20 protein-coding genes and 2 pseudogenes are annotated in these 17,480 nt (G+C 68.8%); 12 read left to right on the forward strand and 10 right to left on the reverse strand.

Annotated elements, in window-relative coordinates; translation table 11 throughout:
• Nucleotides 1–68: 68 nt before the first annotated feature.
• The 3 genes from SNR22_RS27935 to SNR22_RS27945 are packed head-to-tail and all read left to right on the forward strand — an operon-like array spanning nucleotide 69 to nucleotide 2,345.
• Nucleotides 69–299, forward strand: coding sequence for a hypothetical protein (locus SNR22_RS27935; protein WP_320069662.1), 231 nt, complete (start codon nucleotides 69–71; stop codon nucleotides 297–299).
• 22 nt (nucleotides 300–321) lie between these two features.
• The gene (locus SNR22_RS27940; protein ID WP_320069663.1) at nucleotides 322–870 is read left to right on the forward strand and encodes a PH domain-containing protein; all 549 of its coding nucleotides are present in this window, start codon (nucleotides 322–324) and stop codon (nucleotides 868–870) included.
• A complete protein-coding gene (locus SNR22_RS27945; protein ID WP_320069664.1) occupies nucleotides 867–2,345 on the forward strand; it encodes a PH domain-containing protein in 1,479 nt (492 codons plus the stop codon). The genes SNR22_RS27940 and SNR22_RS27945 overlap by 4 nt, the downstream gene beginning before the upstream one ends.
• 54 nt (nucleotides 2,346–2,399) lie before the next feature.
• Here the strand turns inward: SNR22_RS27945 and SNR22_RS27950 are convergent, their stop codons facing one another.
• Entirely contained in the window at nucleotides 2,400–3,470 is a 1,071-nt protein-coding gene (locus SNR22_RS27950) for a phosphatase PAP2 family protein (RefSeq protein ID WP_320069665.1), read from the reverse strand.
• A gap of 102 nt (nucleotides 3,471–3,572) precedes the next feature.
• A complete protein-coding gene (locus tag SNR22_RS27955) occupies nucleotides 3,573–4,496 on the reverse strand; it encodes an XRE family transcriptional regulator (RefSeq protein ID WP_320069666.1) in 924 nt (307 codons plus the stop codon).
• A 40-nt stretch (nucleotides 4,497–4,536) separates the two neighbouring features.
• Between SNR22_RS27955 and SNR22_RS27960 the strand changes: the two genes are divergently transcribed.
• A complete protein-coding gene (locus tag SNR22_RS27960) occupies nucleotides 4,537–4,680 on the forward strand; it encodes a GntR family transcriptional regulator (RefSeq protein ID WP_320069682.1) in 144 nt (47 codons plus the stop codon).
• A 170-nt stretch (nucleotides 4,681–4,850) separates the two neighbouring features.
• On the opposite strand, the gene SNR22_RS27965 is transcribed toward SNR22_RS27960, so the two are convergent.
• Nucleotides 4,851–5,462: a dihydrofolate reductase family protein gene (locus SNR22_RS27965; RefSeq protein ID WP_320069667.1), complete on the reverse strand. Its 612-nt coding sequence runs from the start codon at nucleotides 5,460–5,462 to the stop codon at nucleotides 4,851–4,853.
• A 251-nt stretch (nucleotides 5,463–5,713) separates the two neighbouring features.
• Here SNR22_RS27965 and SNR22_RS27970 point away from each other — a divergent pair, with 251 nt between their 5' ends.
• Entirely contained in the window at nucleotides 5,714–6,559 is an 846-nt protein-coding gene (locus SNR22_RS27970; RefSeq protein WP_320069668.1) for an SDR family oxidoreductase, read from the forward strand.
• A gap of 356 nt (nucleotides 6,560–6,915) precedes the next feature.
• Here the strand turns inward: SNR22_RS27970 and SNR22_RS27975 are convergent, their stop codons facing one another.
• A complete protein-coding gene (locus tag SNR22_RS27975) occupies nucleotides 6,916–7,098 on the reverse strand; it encodes a hypothetical protein (protein WP_320069669.1) in 183 nt (60 codons plus the stop codon).
• A gap of 461 nt (nucleotides 7,099–7,559) precedes the next feature.
• On the opposite strand from SNR22_RS27975, the gene SNR22_RS27980 reads away from it, so the two are divergent.
• From SNR22_RS27980 to SNR22_RS28005, 6 genes are all read left to right on the forward strand, one after another.
• Entirely contained in the window at nucleotides 7,560–8,444 is an 885-nt protein-coding gene (locus SNR22_RS27980) for an aminoglycoside phosphotransferase family protein (protein WP_320069670.1), read from the forward strand.
• 208 nt (nucleotides 8,445–8,652) lie between these two features.
• Nucleotides 8,653–8,928, forward strand: coding sequence for a type II toxin-antitoxin system prevent-host-death family antitoxin (locus tag SNR22_RS27985; protein ID WP_320069671.1), 276 nt, complete (start codon nucleotides 8,653–8,655; stop codon nucleotides 8,926–8,928).
• Nucleotides 8,925–9,182, forward strand: coding sequence for a Txe/YoeB family addiction module toxin (locus SNR22_RS27990; RefSeq protein WP_320069672.1), 258 nt, complete (start codon nucleotides 8,925–8,927; stop codon nucleotides 9,180–9,182). Before SNR22_RS27985 ends, SNR22_RS27990 begins: the two co-directional genes overlap by 4 nt.
• A gap of 162 nt (nucleotides 9,183–9,344) precedes the next feature.
• Entirely contained in the window at nucleotides 9,345–9,842 is a 498-nt protein-coding gene (locus tag SNR22_RS27995) for a helix-turn-helix domain-containing protein (protein ID WP_320069673.1), read from the forward strand.
• A complete protein-coding gene (locus SNR22_RS28000; protein ID WP_320069674.1) occupies nucleotides 9,737–10,297 on the forward strand; it encodes an IS630 family transposase in 561 nt (186 codons plus the stop codon). The genes SNR22_RS27995 and SNR22_RS28000 overlap by 106 nt, the downstream gene beginning before the upstream one ends.
• On the forward strand, nucleotides 10,222–10,440 hold the full coding sequence (locus SNR22_RS28005; RefSeq protein ID WP_320069675.1) for a hypothetical protein: 219 nt from the start codon (nucleotides 10,222–10,224) through the stop codon (nucleotides 10,438–10,440). Before SNR22_RS28000 ends, SNR22_RS28005 begins: the two co-directional genes overlap by 76 nt.
• 6 nt (nucleotides 10,441–10,446) lie before the next feature.
• Here SNR22_RS28005 and SNR22_RS28010 read toward each other — a convergent pair whose 3' ends face one another.
• The 5 genes and pseudogenes from SNR22_RS28010 to SNR22_RS28030 form a co-directional block, all read right to left on the reverse strand.
• Complete coding sequence (locus tag SNR22_RS28010; RefSeq protein WP_320069676.1) at nucleotides 10,447–10,866, reverse strand: hypothetical protein; 420 nt, start codon at nucleotides 10,864–10,866, stop codon at nucleotides 10,447–10,449.
• Nucleotides 10,867–11,350: 484 nt separating this feature from the next.
• On the reverse strand, nucleotides 11,351–11,662 hold the full coding sequence (locus SNR22_RS28015; RefSeq protein WP_320069677.1) for a hypothetical protein: 312 nt from the start codon (nucleotides 11,660–11,662) through the stop codon (nucleotides 11,351–11,353).
• Nucleotides 11,663–11,736: 74 nt separating this feature from the next.
• Entirely contained in the window at nucleotides 11,737–12,018 is a 282-nt protein-coding gene (locus tag SNR22_RS28020) for a hypothetical protein (protein ID WP_320069678.1), read from the reverse strand.
• A 337-nt stretch (nucleotides 12,019–12,355) separates the two neighbouring features.
• Nucleotides 12,356–12,720, reverse strand: a pseudogene (locus tag SNR22_RS28025) (ISAzo13 family transposase); the annotation flags it as partial.
• Nucleotides 12,721–14,257: 1,537 nt separating this feature from the next.
• Complete coding sequence (locus SNR22_RS28030; protein ID WP_320069679.1) at nucleotides 14,258–15,505, reverse strand: MFS transporter; 1,248 nt, start codon at nucleotides 15,503–15,505, stop codon at nucleotides 14,258–14,260.
• 426 nt (nucleotides 15,506–15,931) lie between these two features.
• On the opposite strand from SNR22_RS28030, the gene SNR22_RS28035 reads away from it, so the two are divergent.
• Nucleotides 15,932–16,831 carry an ISAs1 family transposase gene (locus tag SNR22_RS28035; RefSeq protein ID WP_320069680.1) on the forward strand — a complete coding sequence of 300 codons (900 nt, stop codon included), beginning with the start codon at nucleotides 15,932–15,934 and terminating at the stop codon, nucleotides 16,829–16,831.
• Nucleotides 16,832–17,013: 182 nt separating this feature from the next.
• Here the strand turns inward: SNR22_RS28035 and SNR22_RS28040 are convergent.
• Nucleotides 17,014–17,289 (reverse strand): annotated as a pseudogene (locus SNR22_RS28040) (transposase family protein); the annotation flags it as partial.
• Nucleotides 17,290–17,480 lie beyond the last annotated feature (191 nt).

Genomic DNA, 17,480 nt, shown 5'->3' on the forward strand with positions numbered 1-17,480 from the left:
GCCGGGCGGCTCCCCCCGTGGCCGCCCGGCGCTCACTTTTCGCTCCGCGCGCGCCTAGACTGGCTCGGATGAGCGTTCCCCTCCCCGCCGACGCGGCACCGATCTGCTCGGCCCGGGGCTGTCGCGGTTCGGCGCAGTGGGCACTGCGCTGGAACAATCCCCGCCTGCACACCGCCGACCGGCGCAAGACCTGGCTCGCCTGCACCGACCATCGCGCCTCACTCGGCGACTTTCTCGGCGCACGCGGCTTCCTCCGGGAGGTCACGCCACTGGCCGGATCGCCTACGCTCGACCTGTGAGCGCGCAGAGCGGACCCTCCCGGTGACCGACCACCCCGTCGGCGGCCCGCCGTCGCCCCCGCAGATCACGCCGCCGTTCCCGCCCGGGCCCCTGGAGCCGTGGCCGGAGACCGTCCGGTGGCAGTCGGTCTCGACCGACCTGATCTGGGTCGAGCTGCTGCGCCTGGCGGGGTTCCTCGGGGTGGTACTGATCGGGCTGGCGCTCGGTTGGGCGCTGTCCGGGCACTGGCTCTTCGGCGTCGCCCTCGGGGTGGCGGTGCTGGCCGGCGCGTGGCGGGTCGTCGCCATCGTGCGCGCGGTGCACGTCTGGGGGTACGCCCAGCGGGAGGACGACCTACTGGTGCGGCACGGGCTGCTGGTCCGCCGGCTCTCCATCGTGCCGTACTCGCGCATGCAGTTCGTCGACGTCAGCGCCGGCCCGCTGGAGCGGGCGTTCGACCTGGCCACGGTGCAGTTGCACACGGCCGCCGCGGCCAGCGACGCCCGCGTGCCGGGGCTGCGCCCGGCGGAGGCGTCCCGGCTGCGCGACCGGCTCACCGCGCTCGGCGAGGACCGAGCGGAGGGCCTGTGAGCCAGGGCCGGCCCGGCACCCCCCCGACTAGCGGCCCCGAGTCACCCCGACCGACGGCCCCGATCCCGACCCCCGACAGTGCCGACGATCGCGAAGGTGTCGCCGCCCACCCCGACGGGCCGGGGCGGCACCCCGCCGATCACCGGGCGGAGGGCGGGGACACGAATCCGGGTGGCGAACCGCGACAGCGGCTGCACCCGCTGAGCCCGGCGTTGCACGGGGCCAAGTCGCTGGCCGTGGTCATCGCCGGCCTGTCCTGGTCGACCCTGTCCCGGGTCGGCTTCGGCTGGTTCGCGGCGATGGTGGTCGTGCTGGCCCTCGGCGCGACCGTGCTCGCGGTGGTCAGCTGGTACAACACCGGCTACCACGTGGTCGGCCGGGAACTGCGGGTGTACGAGGGGCTGCTGTGGCGGCGCACCCGGGCCATCCCGCTGGAACGCCTCCAGGCCGTCGAGGTGGTCCGGCCCCTGCTCGCCCAGCTCACCGGGCTGGCCGAGCTGCGGCTGGAGGTGGTCGGCGGCGGGAAGACCGAGGCGCCGCTGGCGTACCTCAGGGTGGCCGAGGCCGCCGCTCTGCGGCAGCGGCTGCTCGCGCTCGCCGGCGGGGGGCCGGTGCCGCAGCCGTCGCCGACGGCGGCCGAGGCGACGGTCACGCCGACGCCGCCCGGGCAGGCGCTGCACAGCGTGGCAAATCGGCATCTGCTGGTCAGCCAACTGCTCACCCCGCAGGCGTTCCTGCTCCCCTTCGGCGTGGCCTTCGTCGTGACGCAGTTCCTCTCCGAGGGATCCTGGTCGTTCATCACGGTGGCGAGCACGCTGACCGCGATGGCCGGTGTCCTGCTGCAACCGATCCGCCGCGTTCTCGACGACTGGAACTTCCGGCTGGCCCGCGACGATGGCACCTTGCGGATCCGCAACGGCCTGCTGGAGACCCGGGCCCAGACCGTGCCGCTGAACCGGGTGCAGACGGTCGGGGTCACCTGGCCGCTGCTCTGGCGTGCCAAGGGCTGGCTGCGGCTACGGCTGGAGGTGGCCGGCTACGCCGCCGGCGAGCCCGACGACCGGAACCGGCCCGACCGGCTGCTGCCCGTGGGCGACCGGGGCACCGGGGAGCGGATCGTGACGGAGGTGCTGCCGGGAGTCCGGCTGGACGAGCTGGCGACAACCCTTCCGCCGGCCCGGGCTCGGTGGTTGCGCCCACTGAGCCGTCGGGCTGTCGGCGCCGGGCTCGACGAACGGGTCTTCGCCGCCCGTTCCGGGCTGCTCACCCGGCAGCTCACGGTTGTGCCGTACGCCCGGATCCAGAGCGTGCGGGTGACTCAGGGCCCGGCGCAGCGGCGGCTGCGGCTGGCGACCGTGCACGCGGACACCGCGGGCGGCGCCGGCGCCGCCGCACTCGACCGTGACCTCGCCGAGGCGTGGTGGCTGGCGGCGGAGCTGACCTCCCGGGCGCGCGTTGCCCGCCGGGCCGACTGAGCCGGCCCGCGAATCTCCCCCACGGGGCCGACTGAGCCGGTCACCGACCCGAGCTCAGCGGGTGGCCGGGACCGCCGGGGGTTCGTCGGCGGCGGCGGGCCCCGCCGGCTGTGGCTCCGGCTCGCCCGGCCCGTCCGGTCCGGCGTCGGCCGGCTGCGGCCCGACCGGTGTGCGGCGTGCCCGCCGGGCGGCCCACCAGCGCTCGGCCAGGCCGACCACGAGGAAGGTCATCCCCACGTACGCCCAGCCGACCAGCACGTCGATGACGTAGTGCTCCCCGGAGTAGACCAGGGTGAAGGTCATCGCCACCGGGTACGCCAGCAGCAGCGGCCACCACCGGCGGCGGGTCGCGTTCAGGAAGAACAGCACCACGAAGAGCGCCCAGGCGGTGTGCAGCGACGGCATCGCGGCCACCGGGTTGGCGGCGATCTGCCCGGAGTTGAGCAGGTTGCCCGCGCCGTGCATGCCGAACGCCTTCCATCCCCGGGTGGAGATCCGGGCCACCTCGGTGAGCAGGCCGTTCTGCGCCGCCCACCAGGGCGGGGCCGCCGGGTAGAGGAAGTACGTGACCAGCCCGGCGGCGCAGAGGAACCCGAAGCGCCGCATGTACGCGGCCCACCGGCCCCGGTCCCGCATCCAGAGCACCCCGGCCGCGGCGAAGGCCACCACGAAATGGGAGAAGTAGACCCAACTGGCGGCAACGTCCCACCAGTGCACTGCGGGGCGGTAGAAGTGCTCCTGCAACCAGATGGTCGGCACCTCGCCGCCGGTCGCCCAGCCGAACATGAACCGGTCGGCGACGATCAGCTCCATCGCGTGCGGGGTGGCCCCGTTGTCCGCGAACCCCCGGGAGAGGTTGTAGGCCACGAGCAGCACCACCACCGGCACCCAGTCCAGGACGAACCGCAGGTGGCTGCGCCACGGGCGGTGCGAGTTCCAGGCGATCGTGGCCAGCCAGATCCAGAGGAACGCGTACGCCGGGTCGGTGGGCAGGCCGATGCCGAGCCAGCAGGCCACGAAGGCGACCGCCCAGAGCGACATGGCGACCACCCGGCGGCGACCCTGGTCGGGCGCGGGAGGGGGTTCGGAGGGGACGGGGAGTTGGGGGTCAGTCACGACGGCCATCGCCGTCCAGATTAACGGCGGCACCGCGACCGGCTGACGCCGGTGTAAGGAGGGGCACCCTGTTAACGCTTACGGTATAGAAGGGCACCCTTCTCACCACCGTCAGGCGACGCGGAGGACGGCGGCGAGGCGTGCCACACCCGCCGGGGCGGCGGCGGACCGCGCCACGACGGCGACCAGTTCCCGTACCGCCGGCCGGTCGTGCACTTCGCCGCGCGCGGTGCGTTCCGCCTCCAGCACCGTCCGGCCCGCCCGGAGCATGTCGCCCGTCTGCGCGTACGCGCGGGCGACGTCGAGGAGGTAGGCGGCCCGGTGCTCGGGCGGCAGCCACCGCCACTCGTCGCCGGCCACCAACTGCTGGTGCCGTACCGTCGCCGCCGCGACGTCGCCGAAAGCGAACCCGGCCACCACCCGGGCAGCCTCGACCGCCGCCGGGCCGCCACGCCCGCCGCCGGCCCCGGCGTCCAGGGCGGTCCGCGCGGCCCGGTCGAGCAACTCCCGGGTGGTGCGTTCGTCGCCCCTGCCAGCGGCAGCGAGGGCCGCCTGAAGCAGCAGCGTCCCGTGCGGGGACGGGTCGGCCAGCGGATCGTCGCCGGCCCGGCACGGCATGACGCGGTGGGCGGCGACCACGGCAACCTCCGCAGCGGACCGCCGCCGGCCGGCGGCCCGCAGGGCCTGACTCAGTGGTACCGCGGCGACGGCGGCCACCCGTGGGGCGTCTGTGGTCAGCGCCACGGCCATCCCCCGGTCGGCGGCCAGCCAGGCCAACTCCCTCTGGTCGACCTTGACCAGCGCCAGGGCGATGAGCCCGTACGCGCGCACCAGCAGACCGTCGGTCGCCCGACCGGGGCGGATGACCCTGGCCGCGCGGGCGGCGTCGAGCAGGCCGGGCAACAGGGCGAGCAGCTCCGGGTACCGGGCGTGCCGGTAGCTCTGCTCCGCGTGGTCCAGCCGGGCCCGCACCTGCGCGATGTCGGACGGCCGAGCCGACGCCTCGATGTGATACCGGGCCAGGGCCGATGTCACGGCCTCTATCCGTGCGGGCACGCTCCACGCCGGCGACAAACTGCCGTCCATCGCCGAGCTACGCGAGCAGTACCAATCGAGCGCCTGGCCGGTTCGCTACGCCCTCCGAATCCTGGAGGAACGGGGCTGGATCGTCACTCGGCAGGGCAAGGGCTCGTTCGTTGCACCGGAACCGCCCGCCTGAGTCCCGTGTCCACGTAGGCGTCGGCGCCCCCGCCTGGCACCGCCCGCCCCGTCAGGCTGCTCCGTGACTGTCCATGATCGTCTGCTGTGCACGGGCAACTCGGCCGGCGTGTCGTGCCGGTCATCAGCAGACGATCATGGCGAAACGCGTCAAGCCCGAGGGCGTGGCGGCTACCCAGCGGGCACCTGATCCTTGACGTCGTCGTAGCCGACCTTCGCGGGCTCGGCGTTCGGCGAGTAGTTCACGCGGATCACGCCCGTCGGGAACGCCTCCGTCGCCACCACCCGCAGGTGGTACGGCACGTCGCCGTCGTCGAAGAGCTTGCGTCCCTTACGCGCCGCCACTGGATGCACCAGCAGGCGCAGCTCGTCGACCAGCCCTGCGGCGAGCAGTTGCTGCACCACGGAGATCGACCCGGGGATGAGTATGCCCCTGATGCCGGCGTCGGCCTTGAGAACGGTAACGGCATCGACGAGATCGCCCTGGATCAGCTCGGAGTTCCGCCAGGAGAACTCCAGCCGCTGGCGCGAGACGACCACCTTGCGCATGTCTCCGAGCTGCTTGGCGAACGCCGCGTCCTCCCCGCCCGCAGCCTCGCGGTCGGGCCAGGCTCCGGCGAAGCTGTCGTAGGTCTCGCGGCCGATGAGCAGCACGTCGGCGGTGTCGTAGTCCTCGCCGACGGCGCGGCCCATGTTCTCGTCGAAGTACGGGAAGTGCCAGTCGGGGTCGATCTCGGCTACCCCGTCGGCCGAGATGAACAGCGTGGAGACAACCTTGGCCATCGCCATGATCCTTTCGAGTCTGTCAGCAGTGATCAGGTGTGCCGGACGCGGTCGAAGCGCCCGCGAGCAGCTCGCTACGGAACCCGTCCGTGCACGACATGGCCGCATCCTCGCGTACCCGTCTGACAGTCTCGCCGGCCGTCACGCCGCAGGCCGGCTTTCCGCGCCGAAGCGACCACCAGATGTCAGCATCCGGCGAGACTGAACGGGCTGGGTTCGACCGACTGCTGGCGGAAAAGGAGGGAACCGACATGGGCACGTACGCGGTGACGGGTGCCGCCTCGGGCATGGGCAGGGCCGCCGCCGAGCGGCTGCGCCACGACGGGCACGCCGTCGTCGGCGTGGACCTGCGGGACGTCGAGGTCATCGCCGACCTGTCCACACCGGCGGGGCGCGGGACAGCGGCGGCCGAGGTGCTGGAGCGCGTCGGGGGCCGGCTCGACGGCGCGGTCTGCGCTGCCGGGCTGGGCGGTATTCCGGGGCGGGACCGCGTCGTGCAGCAGGTCAACTTCTTCGGCGTCGTGGATCTGCTGGAGGCGTGGCGGCCCGCGCTGGCCGCAGCCGGCAACAGCAAGGTCGTGGTGTTCGGCTCGAACTCCGTCACGCTGACCCCGATGGTGCCGGAGGGCGCCGTGCGGGCCCTGCTCGGCCGGAACCCCGACAAGGCGCTGCGTGTGGTGGGGCGCTTCGGCAAACGCTCGGCGCCCTTCGCGTACGCCAGCTCGAAGATGGCGGTGACACGGTGGGCGCGCCGCAGCGCGGTCTCGCCACAGTGGGCCGGTGCCGGCATCCGGGTCAACGTCCTCGCTCCCGGAATCATCGCCACGCCGCTGCTCGACGAGCAGATCGCCCGGGGCGAGAAGGAGTCGGTCGAGCAGTTGGCCGTGCCGATCGGCGGACGCGGCAAGCCGGCGGACGTCGGCGAATGGGTGGCGTTCATGCTGTCGCCGGCCGCCGACTTCCTCTGCGGCTCGGTGATCTTCCTGGACGGCGGCTCCGACGCCTACTTCCGCACCGACGACTGGCCCGCCTCCACCGGCCCGGCCGGAGTGATCCACTACCTGCGGCGCGCCAAGAAATGGCGGGCCCGGCACTGACCCGGCCGTTGGTGTTGCCGGAGGTGTCCCAGCGGAAGACGTGGTAGCGGCCGTGGGGCTCCTGGGCCGCGTACATCTCGTTGTTGAATCCGACCTGGTGCGGCCACCTCGTGGTCGAGGAGGTGCTGTCGACAAAGAAGGAGAGCGAGACCGCATTCGAGCACTTGCGGTATTGGTGATAGCCGGCGTGGGCAGCGCCGCCGGGAACCGCTACGGCGCCCAGGAAGCGGCGCCGTACCGCCTTCGCGAGGACGAGCAGGCGGCGGCGTAGCGGCCGTTGATGGGTCTGATCCAGGGAAGATGGCGACAGCACCTTCCCTGGATAAGCATTCGCCATTCAAGTTACCGCGTTTAACTCACTCGCGCATGCTCCGATAGATCGCCAGCCCCACGAGCGTCGCAAGAAGTCCTCCAAGCACCGTTACCGCGACGAGCGCCCGGTCAACTGTCGGCCAACCCGCGGTTACAGCCTGAAACAGAACGCTGCCGGCCAGGCCGACCACAAATACGGTAAGCATGAGCTTCACGTTGAATTTCATAGGACCAATCATCATCGCTAATTGACGAGGTTGCCAGCAATACCCGCAATGCCCCAGATGCTATTGAAGGCAGCATCCTCAGGATCGCCGCCGGTCAAGAGCGCAGTGGTGACACCGCCGAGCATCCCAAACGTGGCCCCCCCGACTGCCCCGCCAGCAGCACAGGCCAGGAGTGTAAATCACATGGTTACCGTCGCGCGACCCAGGCAAGCATTCTCGACGGTCTTTCAAGGGGCCATGGTTCGCGGCCCATCGGCATCCCGAGCCTCCTTTGTTCACACCGCTCCATCGCGTGGGTACGACGGCGAGGCAGCCGAGGTGTTCGCCGGTCGGATGCACACCGGTGGCGGACCCGGCGGGTTCGCCACCGGGGCCGAGGTACAAGCGGTCGATCCCGCGCACGGTTCGCCGTGATCCGAATTCGATTGACAGGATAATCGAGCGGGTTCTACGGTCCCGCGATGCGCCCTGGAGAGATCATCGTCGCTGTCGAGCAGGTACGCGCCCTGATCGACGAGCAGTTCCCCGAATGGTCGGACCTGCCGATCGTTGCGCAGCCGTTGAACGGCACCGACAACGCACTGTTCCGGCTGGGTGATTCCCTGACGGCACGGCTGCCGCGGGCGCAGTGGGCGGTCGACCAGGTGGCGACCGACGCGACCTGGCTGCCGCGGCTGGCGCCGCATCTTCCGGTGCCGGTGCCGGTGCCGGTCGCGGTCGGCCGGCCGGGCAGGGCGTATCCGTGGCCGTGGACGGTCGTCCCGTGGCTGGACGGGCGCAATCCGGAAGCCGGGCAGGACCTCGTCGACCTCGCCGTCGACCTCGCCGGCTTCGTGCGCGCGATGATCGCGATCGACCCGATGGGCGGGCCGGTCAAGGAGGGGATTCAGCGCGGCGTACCTCTGGTGCAGCGGGACGAGCTGACCCGCCAGTCGATCGCGGCGCTGGGCGACCGGATCAACGGGCGGGCGGTGACCGCGGCGTGGGACGAGGCGATGGCGGCGGACGAGTGGCCCGGACCGCCGGTATGGCTGCACGGTGATCTCCTGGAAGGCAACCTGCTGGTCGACCGGGGCAGGCTCACCGGGGTGATCGACTTCGGCGGTCTCGGCCGCGGCGATCCGGCGGTCGAGGTGCGGCCGGGCTGGAGCCTGTTCGATGCCCGCGCGCGGGTCGCCTATCGGGAGGCGCTCGGGTTCGACGAGGCGACCTGGGTGCGCGGGTGGGCCTGGATGCTGTCCGGCTCGCTCTACTGGCTGGCGGACCTGTGGGACTCGATCAGCGAGGACGACCGCGAGAACACGATCCGCTACATCGACTACATCGTGCATCACCGCCACGACTGACCTGCGGTTCCCAGTACCCGACCCGCAGCCGGAGTAGCTGGTCTTCTGGACCCGGTCGTCCTTGCTCCACTCGTGGGTGGTGGTGCATCCGCCCTGGGTGAGACGGATCGCCTCGCCGAGGGCCGCACCGCCGCATCCGCCCGAGGCCGCCCGAGCGAGCGCACGGCCACCTTAGGTACAGTTTTCTGTACTTGCCCTGGAGGTGGTTATGCGGACCGTCAACTTCACCCAGCTTCGACAGAATCTGGCCGCCGAACTCGACAGCGTCATCAACGACGCGGAGGAAGTGGTGGTGACCCGTTCAGGCCACGAGCCGGTGGTCATCGTGCCGCTCGCGGAGTACGAAGCGATGAAGGAGACCGAATACCTCCTCCGCAGCCCGAGCAACGCCGCAATCCTGCGCCGGTCGATCGCGGAGCTTGAGGATGGCGACGCCGCCGAGCGGGAACTGATTGACCCGGCCACCGTTCGGGACGTCGCATGAGGCTGGTCTTCACAGCAACCGCATGGAACCAGTACCTGAGCCACCCGGACCGCAAGCTGGTCAAGCGCATCAACGACCTGATCGCGGATGTGATGCGCAACGAATACGAGGGCATCGGCAAGCCGGAACACCTCCGTGGGGAGCTGTCCGAATTCTGGTCACGCCGAATTGATCGCGAGCACCGGCTGGTGTATCGGATCACCAAGGAGGATGTCGAAATCATCGCCAGCCGGTACCACTACGGCGAGAGATAGCGGCTGACGCCAGCGTAGTCGCTGTTGCTATTGGGCCCGGCGCGCTCGCCTTTATCGGCGGCCCGCGGACACCACACACCTCTCAGGCCGCTTCGGCTAATCTAGCGTAATGGAGATCTTTTACGTTGGTTGGTGTTGCTTCGTGGTGGTTGACTTTGGCTTGTGGGGTTGACGCGGCGGCAGCGGGTGGAGTTGTCGAGCCTGGTTGGTGACCGGCGGGTCGATGCGGTGGTGGCGGGACGGGCGCGGATGGTGCTGTGGCGGGACGAGGGCCGCAGCGCGGAGGAGGTCGCGGTCCTGGCTGGTGTGTCGCGTCCGACGGTGAACACCTGGGTACGCCGCTACCACGACCACGGGGTGGCGGGTCTCGCCGACCGGCCCCGGCCGGGCAAGCCGACCGAGGTCCCCGGGTCGGTGCGGGCGCGGATCCTCGCGCTGACCCGGATGACACCGCCGGAGGTCACCGGGCTGACCCACTGGTCGAGCCGCGAGATGGCCGCCTATCTGGCCCGACACGAGAACATTCGGGTGTCGCACAACTTCATCGCCGACCTGTGGCGTGCCCACGACCTGCGACCGTACCGGTCCGGTGCCTTCAAACTGTCGAAGGATCCGGCGTTCGCCGACAAGGTCGTCGACACATCGTCGGCCTGTACCTGAACCCGCCCGACGGGGCGGTCGTCCTCTGCGTCGACGAGAAGACACAGGTCCAAGCCCTCGACCGGACCCAGCCGCTGCTGCCGATCGACTTCTACCGCAGCGAGAAACGCACCCACGACTACGTCCGGCACGGCACCACGCACCTCTTCGCCGCCCTGGACGCCGCTACCGGCCAGGTCACCGCCCGCTGCTTCCCGAAACGACGCGGCAGCGAGTTCCTGACCTTCATGAAGACCGTCGCCGCCGCCTACCCCGACCGTGAGCTGCACGTCGTCGTCGACAACCAGTCCACCCACACCACCGACGAGGTGAAAACCTGGCTCGCCCGGCACCCCCGGATCGTCTTCCACTTCACCCCACCGGTTCTTCGTGGTGGAAGATGGTCGAGATCTGGTTCGGGGTCATCACCCGGCAGGCCATCCGACGCGGCACCTTCACCTCGATCACCCGCCTGACCAGAGCGATCACCGACTACGTCACCGCCTGGAACACCGACGCGAAGCCGTTCATCTGGACCGCGACCCCCAGCGAGATCCTGACCAAGGTCTGCTGGGTCCACATCGAAGTCCGCAAACTCCTCACCAACAACACCACGTAAACAAACTCAATTACGCGACACTAGGCCGATTACAACACCTGCGCAACCAGCTGCCAGAAGCGCCATGCCGGTCTTCTGAGCGAGTCCGGACCCCAGGATGCCGAACAACCCCCCGATCGCCACCAGTGCGCCAGAAAGAAAGATAATGATTCGAGCGTACCGCTTTTTGTTCACGCGCAAACCCTTCCCGTGCAGGTGGCCCGGCGCATCTGACGGGCCACCTGTGCCAATTACCGACTTTTGCTGCCGCATCCAACGTGGCACCAAGATCGCAACGGCGATCGCCACCAGCAGTGCGGTGACGCCAATGGCGACGCCCTTGGGCACACCGGTCACACCGAGCACGAATCCCACGATAGCGATGAGCACGACCGCGACGATCGCGGTGCTTCTGCCGATGGGGAATTTTGCGGATTCAGGAGTCATGGCTACCACGGCAAACAGTCATGTTCTTTGCAAACCCTTCCGGTCGAATATCCAAGCCCGGCGACCGCCCCGATGCCCCCGCCGATCAGCCGCACCAGCGCCCGCGCCTTCGATGCATCCCGCCAAGAACGTCACGATGCAACCGACCAACCCCCCGCGCCGGCTCCGGCACCGGCAAAGTTGGCCGTCGTGCCGATGATGTACTCCAGATCATTGGGTTCCGGGGCCAGTCCCGTGGGGGCCGATCAAGCTGGCCCTACGGATCCTCGACGAGCGAGGCTGGATCGAGGTGCACCACGGCAAGGGCTCGTTCGTGGCACCGCACCCGCCTGCCTAGATTTCGGGCTGCTGCGGAAAGGGGTTGACCCGGGTGTGTTGCGCAACGGCCAGCACCGGTTGGTGAACGAATCACCGCCCTCCGCATCAGCACGCGCCGATACGGAGGGCGGTCATTGATCCGGACTGGGCTAGGCCACGCCGAGGGCTACGAGCAGGGCCGGACCCAGGCGGTGCTGACCCAACCGTTGGTGTCGCCACTGTCGTTCCAGAGGGAGACGTGGTAGCGGCCGTTGGCTTCCTGCGCCGCGAACATCCGGGTGTTGTAGCCGACCGAGTGCGGCCACTTCGTGGTGGACGAGGTGCTGTCCACGAACACGGACAGGGTGGTGGCGGTGGAGCACTTGCTGTACTGGTAGTAGCCCGCCTGCGCGGCGCCGCCGGTCGCCACGGTCGTGCCAAGGCTGGTCAGGGCGGTCACCGTCAGAAGGGCGAGCGCACGCTTGCTGGTCGTACTCATGGGTGCCTCCGCGTCGTCGGTTGTGGGTGTCCAGGCCGCGCCGGTGTCGCGGCGGATTGCCGTGGGTCGGCCCTTCAGCAGGCTCGGACCCAGGCCGTGCTGACCCAGCCGTTGGTGTTGCCGGAGGTGTCCCAGAGGGAGACGTGGTAGCGGCCGTTGGCCTCCTGGGCCGCGTACATCTCGTTGTTGAATCCGACCTGGTGCGGCCACTTCGTGGTCGACGAGGTGCTGTCGACAAAGAACGAAAGCGAGACCGCGGTCGAGCACTTACGGTATTGGTAATAGCCGGCCTGAGCAGCGCCGGGAACCGCAACGGCGCCCAGACTGGCGAGTGCGGCACTTGCCAGTAGGGCCACGGTACGAGACTTTAGCCGATCCATCCTGCCTCCACATCACGATCAGTCAATGTTCAACTCGACCCTACGCACACCGTGATGTCCTCGCAACAGGGGCTCCCCACAGCTACCGGCCTGCCCCAGATCCGGGGTCTCGCACGAATAATATTCGGCTTCCTCCGCTACCCGCACACCTGCTCGCCCGGCTCGCATCGCTGATCTGAACTGGGACAACCGTTCCCCGCACAAGCACCAACCGACCCTGATTGAGGCGTGACGATAAGCCCGATCCCGCCCGCCAGCGGCACATGCTCAACCGAGGGTGCGGGTGCTGAGAGACCGATACCACGGGCGCGGTTGCGAGATTCCGGGTCCATTTCGTCGTCCAGCGCAGCGGCGACATCGGATCCCCGCGCACATCCGGCTCGACAAGTGCCAGCAGCGCGGGTCGCAGACCTCGGTCCACGTCTACGGCCTTCTTCCGACTGCCGCCGGGCCGGCGCACCCGCCCCAGCGGTTCCTCGCCGGCCTCCAACTCGTCCACACCCTTACGCACCGTTGTCTCACTGACCCAGCCGCACGCGCGACCGCCCGGATCCCGCCATGTCCCAGGACCCGGGCCTCGGCCCCCATCAGCAGCCGCCGCTGCCGCTCGTCCAAATGCGCGAACAACACCTCAAACTTCACCGAGAGTTGGCGACAGACCGAACCGGAGATGCACATACCACACCAACGAGCCGAGTCACCGGAAGCAACAGGTTGATTCTCTGCGAGCCCTTACTCAGGCTAAAGGTGCGGCCACAGATGACGCCCTTGAACTGTTTGACGTCTTCGAGCTGATCGGGCGGAACCGGGCCGGGCGATTCTGTTGAATCGCCCGGCCCAGACCGACGTCAGCCGTTCACGCGGTCAGGAGCCCATTCCGGCGCCTCGGCACGACCTCGACCGATTAGGAGTAGGCTGTCTACGACTTGACGGTGGGATCCTTTGCTCGCCTGATCCAGAGCGTTATTGCTGCCCAGATGGCGAAGCAGGCGGTAAAAATTCCGATAGCGAGATCTAGTGGACCGTCTATGCCGTCGAGCATTACCGAGATAAATATCGATAAGCTTGAAATTAGCATCGCCCAGAGTGAAAATCTTGGAAAGCGATCCAAGTCAGCCATTCCGTTTCCCTGAGAGCCATTCGAAGGTATTTAGAACATTCCGCCGATTGGCTCTCGGTTGTCGTCGTAACACCCATCCAATACCCCGTAAGTCGACATTCCGAGCAACGCGACCGCTCCCACGAGACCCCAGCCCGTGGCAGCTAGGCCAGCAACTCCTGCGAAATACCCGATGGCGCTGAAAGTACACGTCAGCCAATCAGGACCGAACGGACGGGTCTGCTGCACCGGTAGGTGACCATACATCGCCCTCCTTGTTAGCCGAGCCCCGAGTACCCAGCGTGGATCAGCGCCAATCCAGTGCCGACGGTGTAGCCAATCAACCCTCCTGGGCCTGCTCCGACGAACCCGACGCCAGCTCCGGCAGCCGCGCCGATACCGCAGGCCGTCGCCACAAAACCAGCGTCACTCTTGAAATCTTCCCAGCTGCACAGACGGGCCTGTCAGAAACTTGGCTCTGGTTCACTTTCGGTGGTGACATTCTGTAGCGACGTCGCGGGCGTGCGCGCGAGTCTCTGACGTCGGCATTCCGGGGCTGGCCGGTTTCGTGTGAAGGCTGCAACTATCGATCCGCTACGCCGTTTGCCCCAAAAATACAGATTCAGACAGCGCTGCCGTCCAGCCGGCAGGGACGCTACTCTCTGCTACCACCGAATGTGAGCCAGAGCCGAATATGAGACAGAGCCGTTAGAATCCACACGCCCCCCACACCGTCGCCTCGCCAGGAGTTCGAATGTTCAGCGATGCGCCTCCTCTACCGATGTCCGCACGTCGTGAGCGGATGTCCGGTCACCGCACAGCCAGCGACGTCAAAACGTGGGCAGCGGTAAATGGAAAGGAAATCAATGGCGCCAATGGGCGCTGGCATGATCAGCGAACGCTGCCGAATCAATGCCGGGCGAGCCGAGTGTAGTGGGACGTATTGCGTCACCACTAGACGATTCTGCTCATCGTGGGTCGTCTCAACCAATGTCCCGCCGGCGGGACAACAGCCGGAAACAGGTGCCTTGACGCCCTATTTCTGGTCCATTACTTTGGCCCCCCGCGGCGGGGCGCTTTCCCGGCAGGGAAAAGCCGGTCCGGATCAGACCCGGCTCACCGCTGCGAGGTGGCCTCGGCGGCCTCGCCGGCCGCGGGCCCGGACATCTCGGGTGCCGTACGGCTGCGCAGCCCGCGCACCGCCGGCACCGCGAGAATGAGCGAGTTGGCCAGCAGTTGCCAGATCACGCCAGCCGCCAGGACGGCGGAGATGCTGGTCGCTTCGGCAATGGGGCCGGCCAGCGCCAGGCCGATCGGGCCGACCGAATAGGCGCCGAAGGCCACGAAGGACATCACTCGGGAGATCGCCTCGCTCGGCACATGCTGCTGGATCGTCGTCAACCACAGCCCGTTGAAGACCGAGTTGGCGATGCCGGCCGGTATCGCCGCCAGGCACACCACGGCCAGCGGCGCCTGCAGAGCAAGCGCGGCCGACGGCGCCGCCCAGGCGAACGTGACGAGGGTCGTGACGACGAGCGGGCGTTGCGGACGCCTGCCGAGCAGGAACAGGCCGCCGACGATGGAGCCGGCGCCGTACAGCGCCACGATGGCGCCCCAGGCGCCGGCTCCCCCGTAGTTGCGATCCGCGGTGGGCGGCCCCAGCACCAGGTACGGCGCCCAGACCACGAGGTTGAACAGTGTGAACTGCAGAGTGACCGTCCAGAGCCAGGGATAGGACCAGAACAGTCGCCATCCTGACCGCAGGTCGTGCAGCACCGAGGACTTGAACTGCGGCCGGGTGTCCGGGAGCCGGAGGATCAGCAGCGACACGATGCTCGGCAGATAGCTGAGCCCGTCCACCACCAGCACGACGCTCGGGTTGGTGAGGGCGACCAGAACACCGGCCAGCGCCGGGCCTCCCACGTTCGCCGTCGACTGGCACAGCCCCAGAAGCGCGTTCGCCTCCTGCAGCCGGCCGGCCGACACCAGCGAGGGCATCAGCCCGTCGAAGGACGGGCGGAAGACTGCCTCCCCCAGCCCGCCGAGGCCGACCAGCGCCAGCAGCGCCCAGAGCGGGGGCGTGCCCACGATGAAGAGGGTGGCGACCCCGCCCTGGGCCAGGGCGCGCAGGCAGTCGGAGTACAACATCACCGTCCGCCGTGGAAGCCGGTCGCCCAGCACGCCGCCGCCGATGAGGAACAGCACCATCGGCACGATCCGGGCGGCCATCACGAGGCTGAGATCGGTGAGCGAACCGCCGTCCTCGAGCACCGCGAACGCGAGGACCACCGTGGCCATGGACGTGCCCACGGCGGAGGTGGAATAACCCAGGATAAAGACCCGGAAATTGCGCTCCCGCAGCACCTGGAGCTTTCCCCGAAAAGCCTGTCCCGTGCGCAGTGGCTTCAACCTTTCCCGCGACAGCGGCTACAACCCGGACAGCCTGCCATACTCGGACAGACCCGGGCAGCCCGCGGGGATACGGCAGCAATCCGGCCCCAGGGCGGTTGCGTAGTCGATCGGCGGGTGCCCTGAGCTGGCTATGTGCGCAGTGAGTGGCCTGGGTGGAGGCCGGAAGAGCGGGTGAGATCGCGTCGGTGATCATGGAGTTCTCTAAGCTTCACGACACCCCGAGGACCTCACCCGCCGATGTCATCATGCCCGATCCCCGCACTGTCCGCCGTCGCCGGCGGCACCCCTGACATATCACCAGCTGCAGTCACCGACAGTGAGTGCGCGGGGTTGATGCAGGCCCTGTCGGCGGTCCCAGATCCCCGCGACCCGCGTGGGGTGCAGTATCCGCTGTCGGGTCTGCTCGCGGTCGCGGTGTGCGCGGTCCTGGCGGGGGCATCGTCGTTCGCCGCGATCACCGACTGGCTGCACGACCTGGACGAACAGGCCCGCGACCGGCTCGGGTTCGATCATGGGGTGCCGGTGGGCACGACGGTGTGGCGGCTGCTGACTCGCCTGGACGACGGTCTGCTGTCTACCGTCCTGGCCGGTTGGCTGACCGCCCGCGCCCAGCCGGCGACCATACCCCGGCCACGCCGGTATCGGACGGTGATCGCCGTGGACGGGAAAACCCTTCGAGGCGCCCGCCCCGGCGACGGCGGCCAGGTCCACCCGCCCTCCGCGCTGGACACCAGCACCGGCATCGTCCTGGCCCAGGTCACCATCGCCGCGAAGTCGAACGAGATCCCCGCGTTCGCGCCGCTGCTCGACGCGGTCGAAACCGTGTTGGGCACCCTGACCGGCCTGCTGTTCATCGCCGACGCGCTGCACACCCAGACCGCCCACGCCGAGGAGATCGCCGCCCGCGGCGCCCACCTGATGATCCCCACGAAAGGCAACCAGCCCACCCTGTTCGCCCAGATCAAAGCCCTACCCTGGCCCGACGTCCCACTCGGCGACCGCCGCCGCGACACCGGCCACGGCCGCCACGAGACCCGCACCGTCAAAGCCATCACCGTGCACACCCCCGGCGGAATCGGATTCCCCCACGCGCAGCAGGCCATCCGGATCCTCCGGACCCGCACCCCCGGCGCGAAGACCAGCCACGAGACCACCTACTACACCATGTCCCCACCCGCCGAGCAGGCCCAACCCGCCCGCCGACCTACAGGACTGGGCCCGCCGCGAATGGCACATCGAGAACCGCGTCCACCACGTCCGAGACGTCACGTTCCGTGAAGACCTCCACCAGGCCCACACCGGCACCGGACCCGCCGTCCTGGCCACCCTACGCAACACCTCGATCGGCTACCCCCGCACCAACGGCGAGGCCAACATCGCCCGCGCCACCCGACGCGCCAACCGCCCCCACACGACCTCATCACCGCCGTGACCAGCACCTATCCGACAACGCAATGACCCTGGTTCAGGACCCCGGGCAGTTGTTCCCGCAACGTTCGACGGCAGCCCCACGTCGGGCACACCAGCCGACGTATGCGTACCCGGACCACCACCGGCCGGACATCGACCGGCACGTCCGCGACGGTCCGCTGGTGATACCCGTGCACCCGGCCCGACAACGCCCCGTAGCCCGGACAGGCCACCGGCCCCTCGGGAGTCCGAGCCCGCACCAGGATCCGTTCACCCTCATCCGTCACGTCGTCGATCACCAGCGGCAACAGCCCCGAGAACACCATCTTCGTAAGATCATCAATCTTGCACACATGATCTCAACGACATCGACTACTTTCGGTCACCACCGAAAGTGAGCCAGAGCCAGAAACTTTGTGGTTGATCTTGGTGTGGTCCGTTAGGTCGGGTAGGAAGCCCGGCCAGAGGGGATCACGTCATGTCTACGAATCATCGCGCTGAGCAGCCGGAAGGCGAG

Source organism: Micromonospora sp. RTGN7 (assembly GCF_033804645.1).
Lineage (GTDB): Bacteria > Actinomycetota > Actinomycetes > Mycobacteriales > Micromonosporaceae > Micromonospora.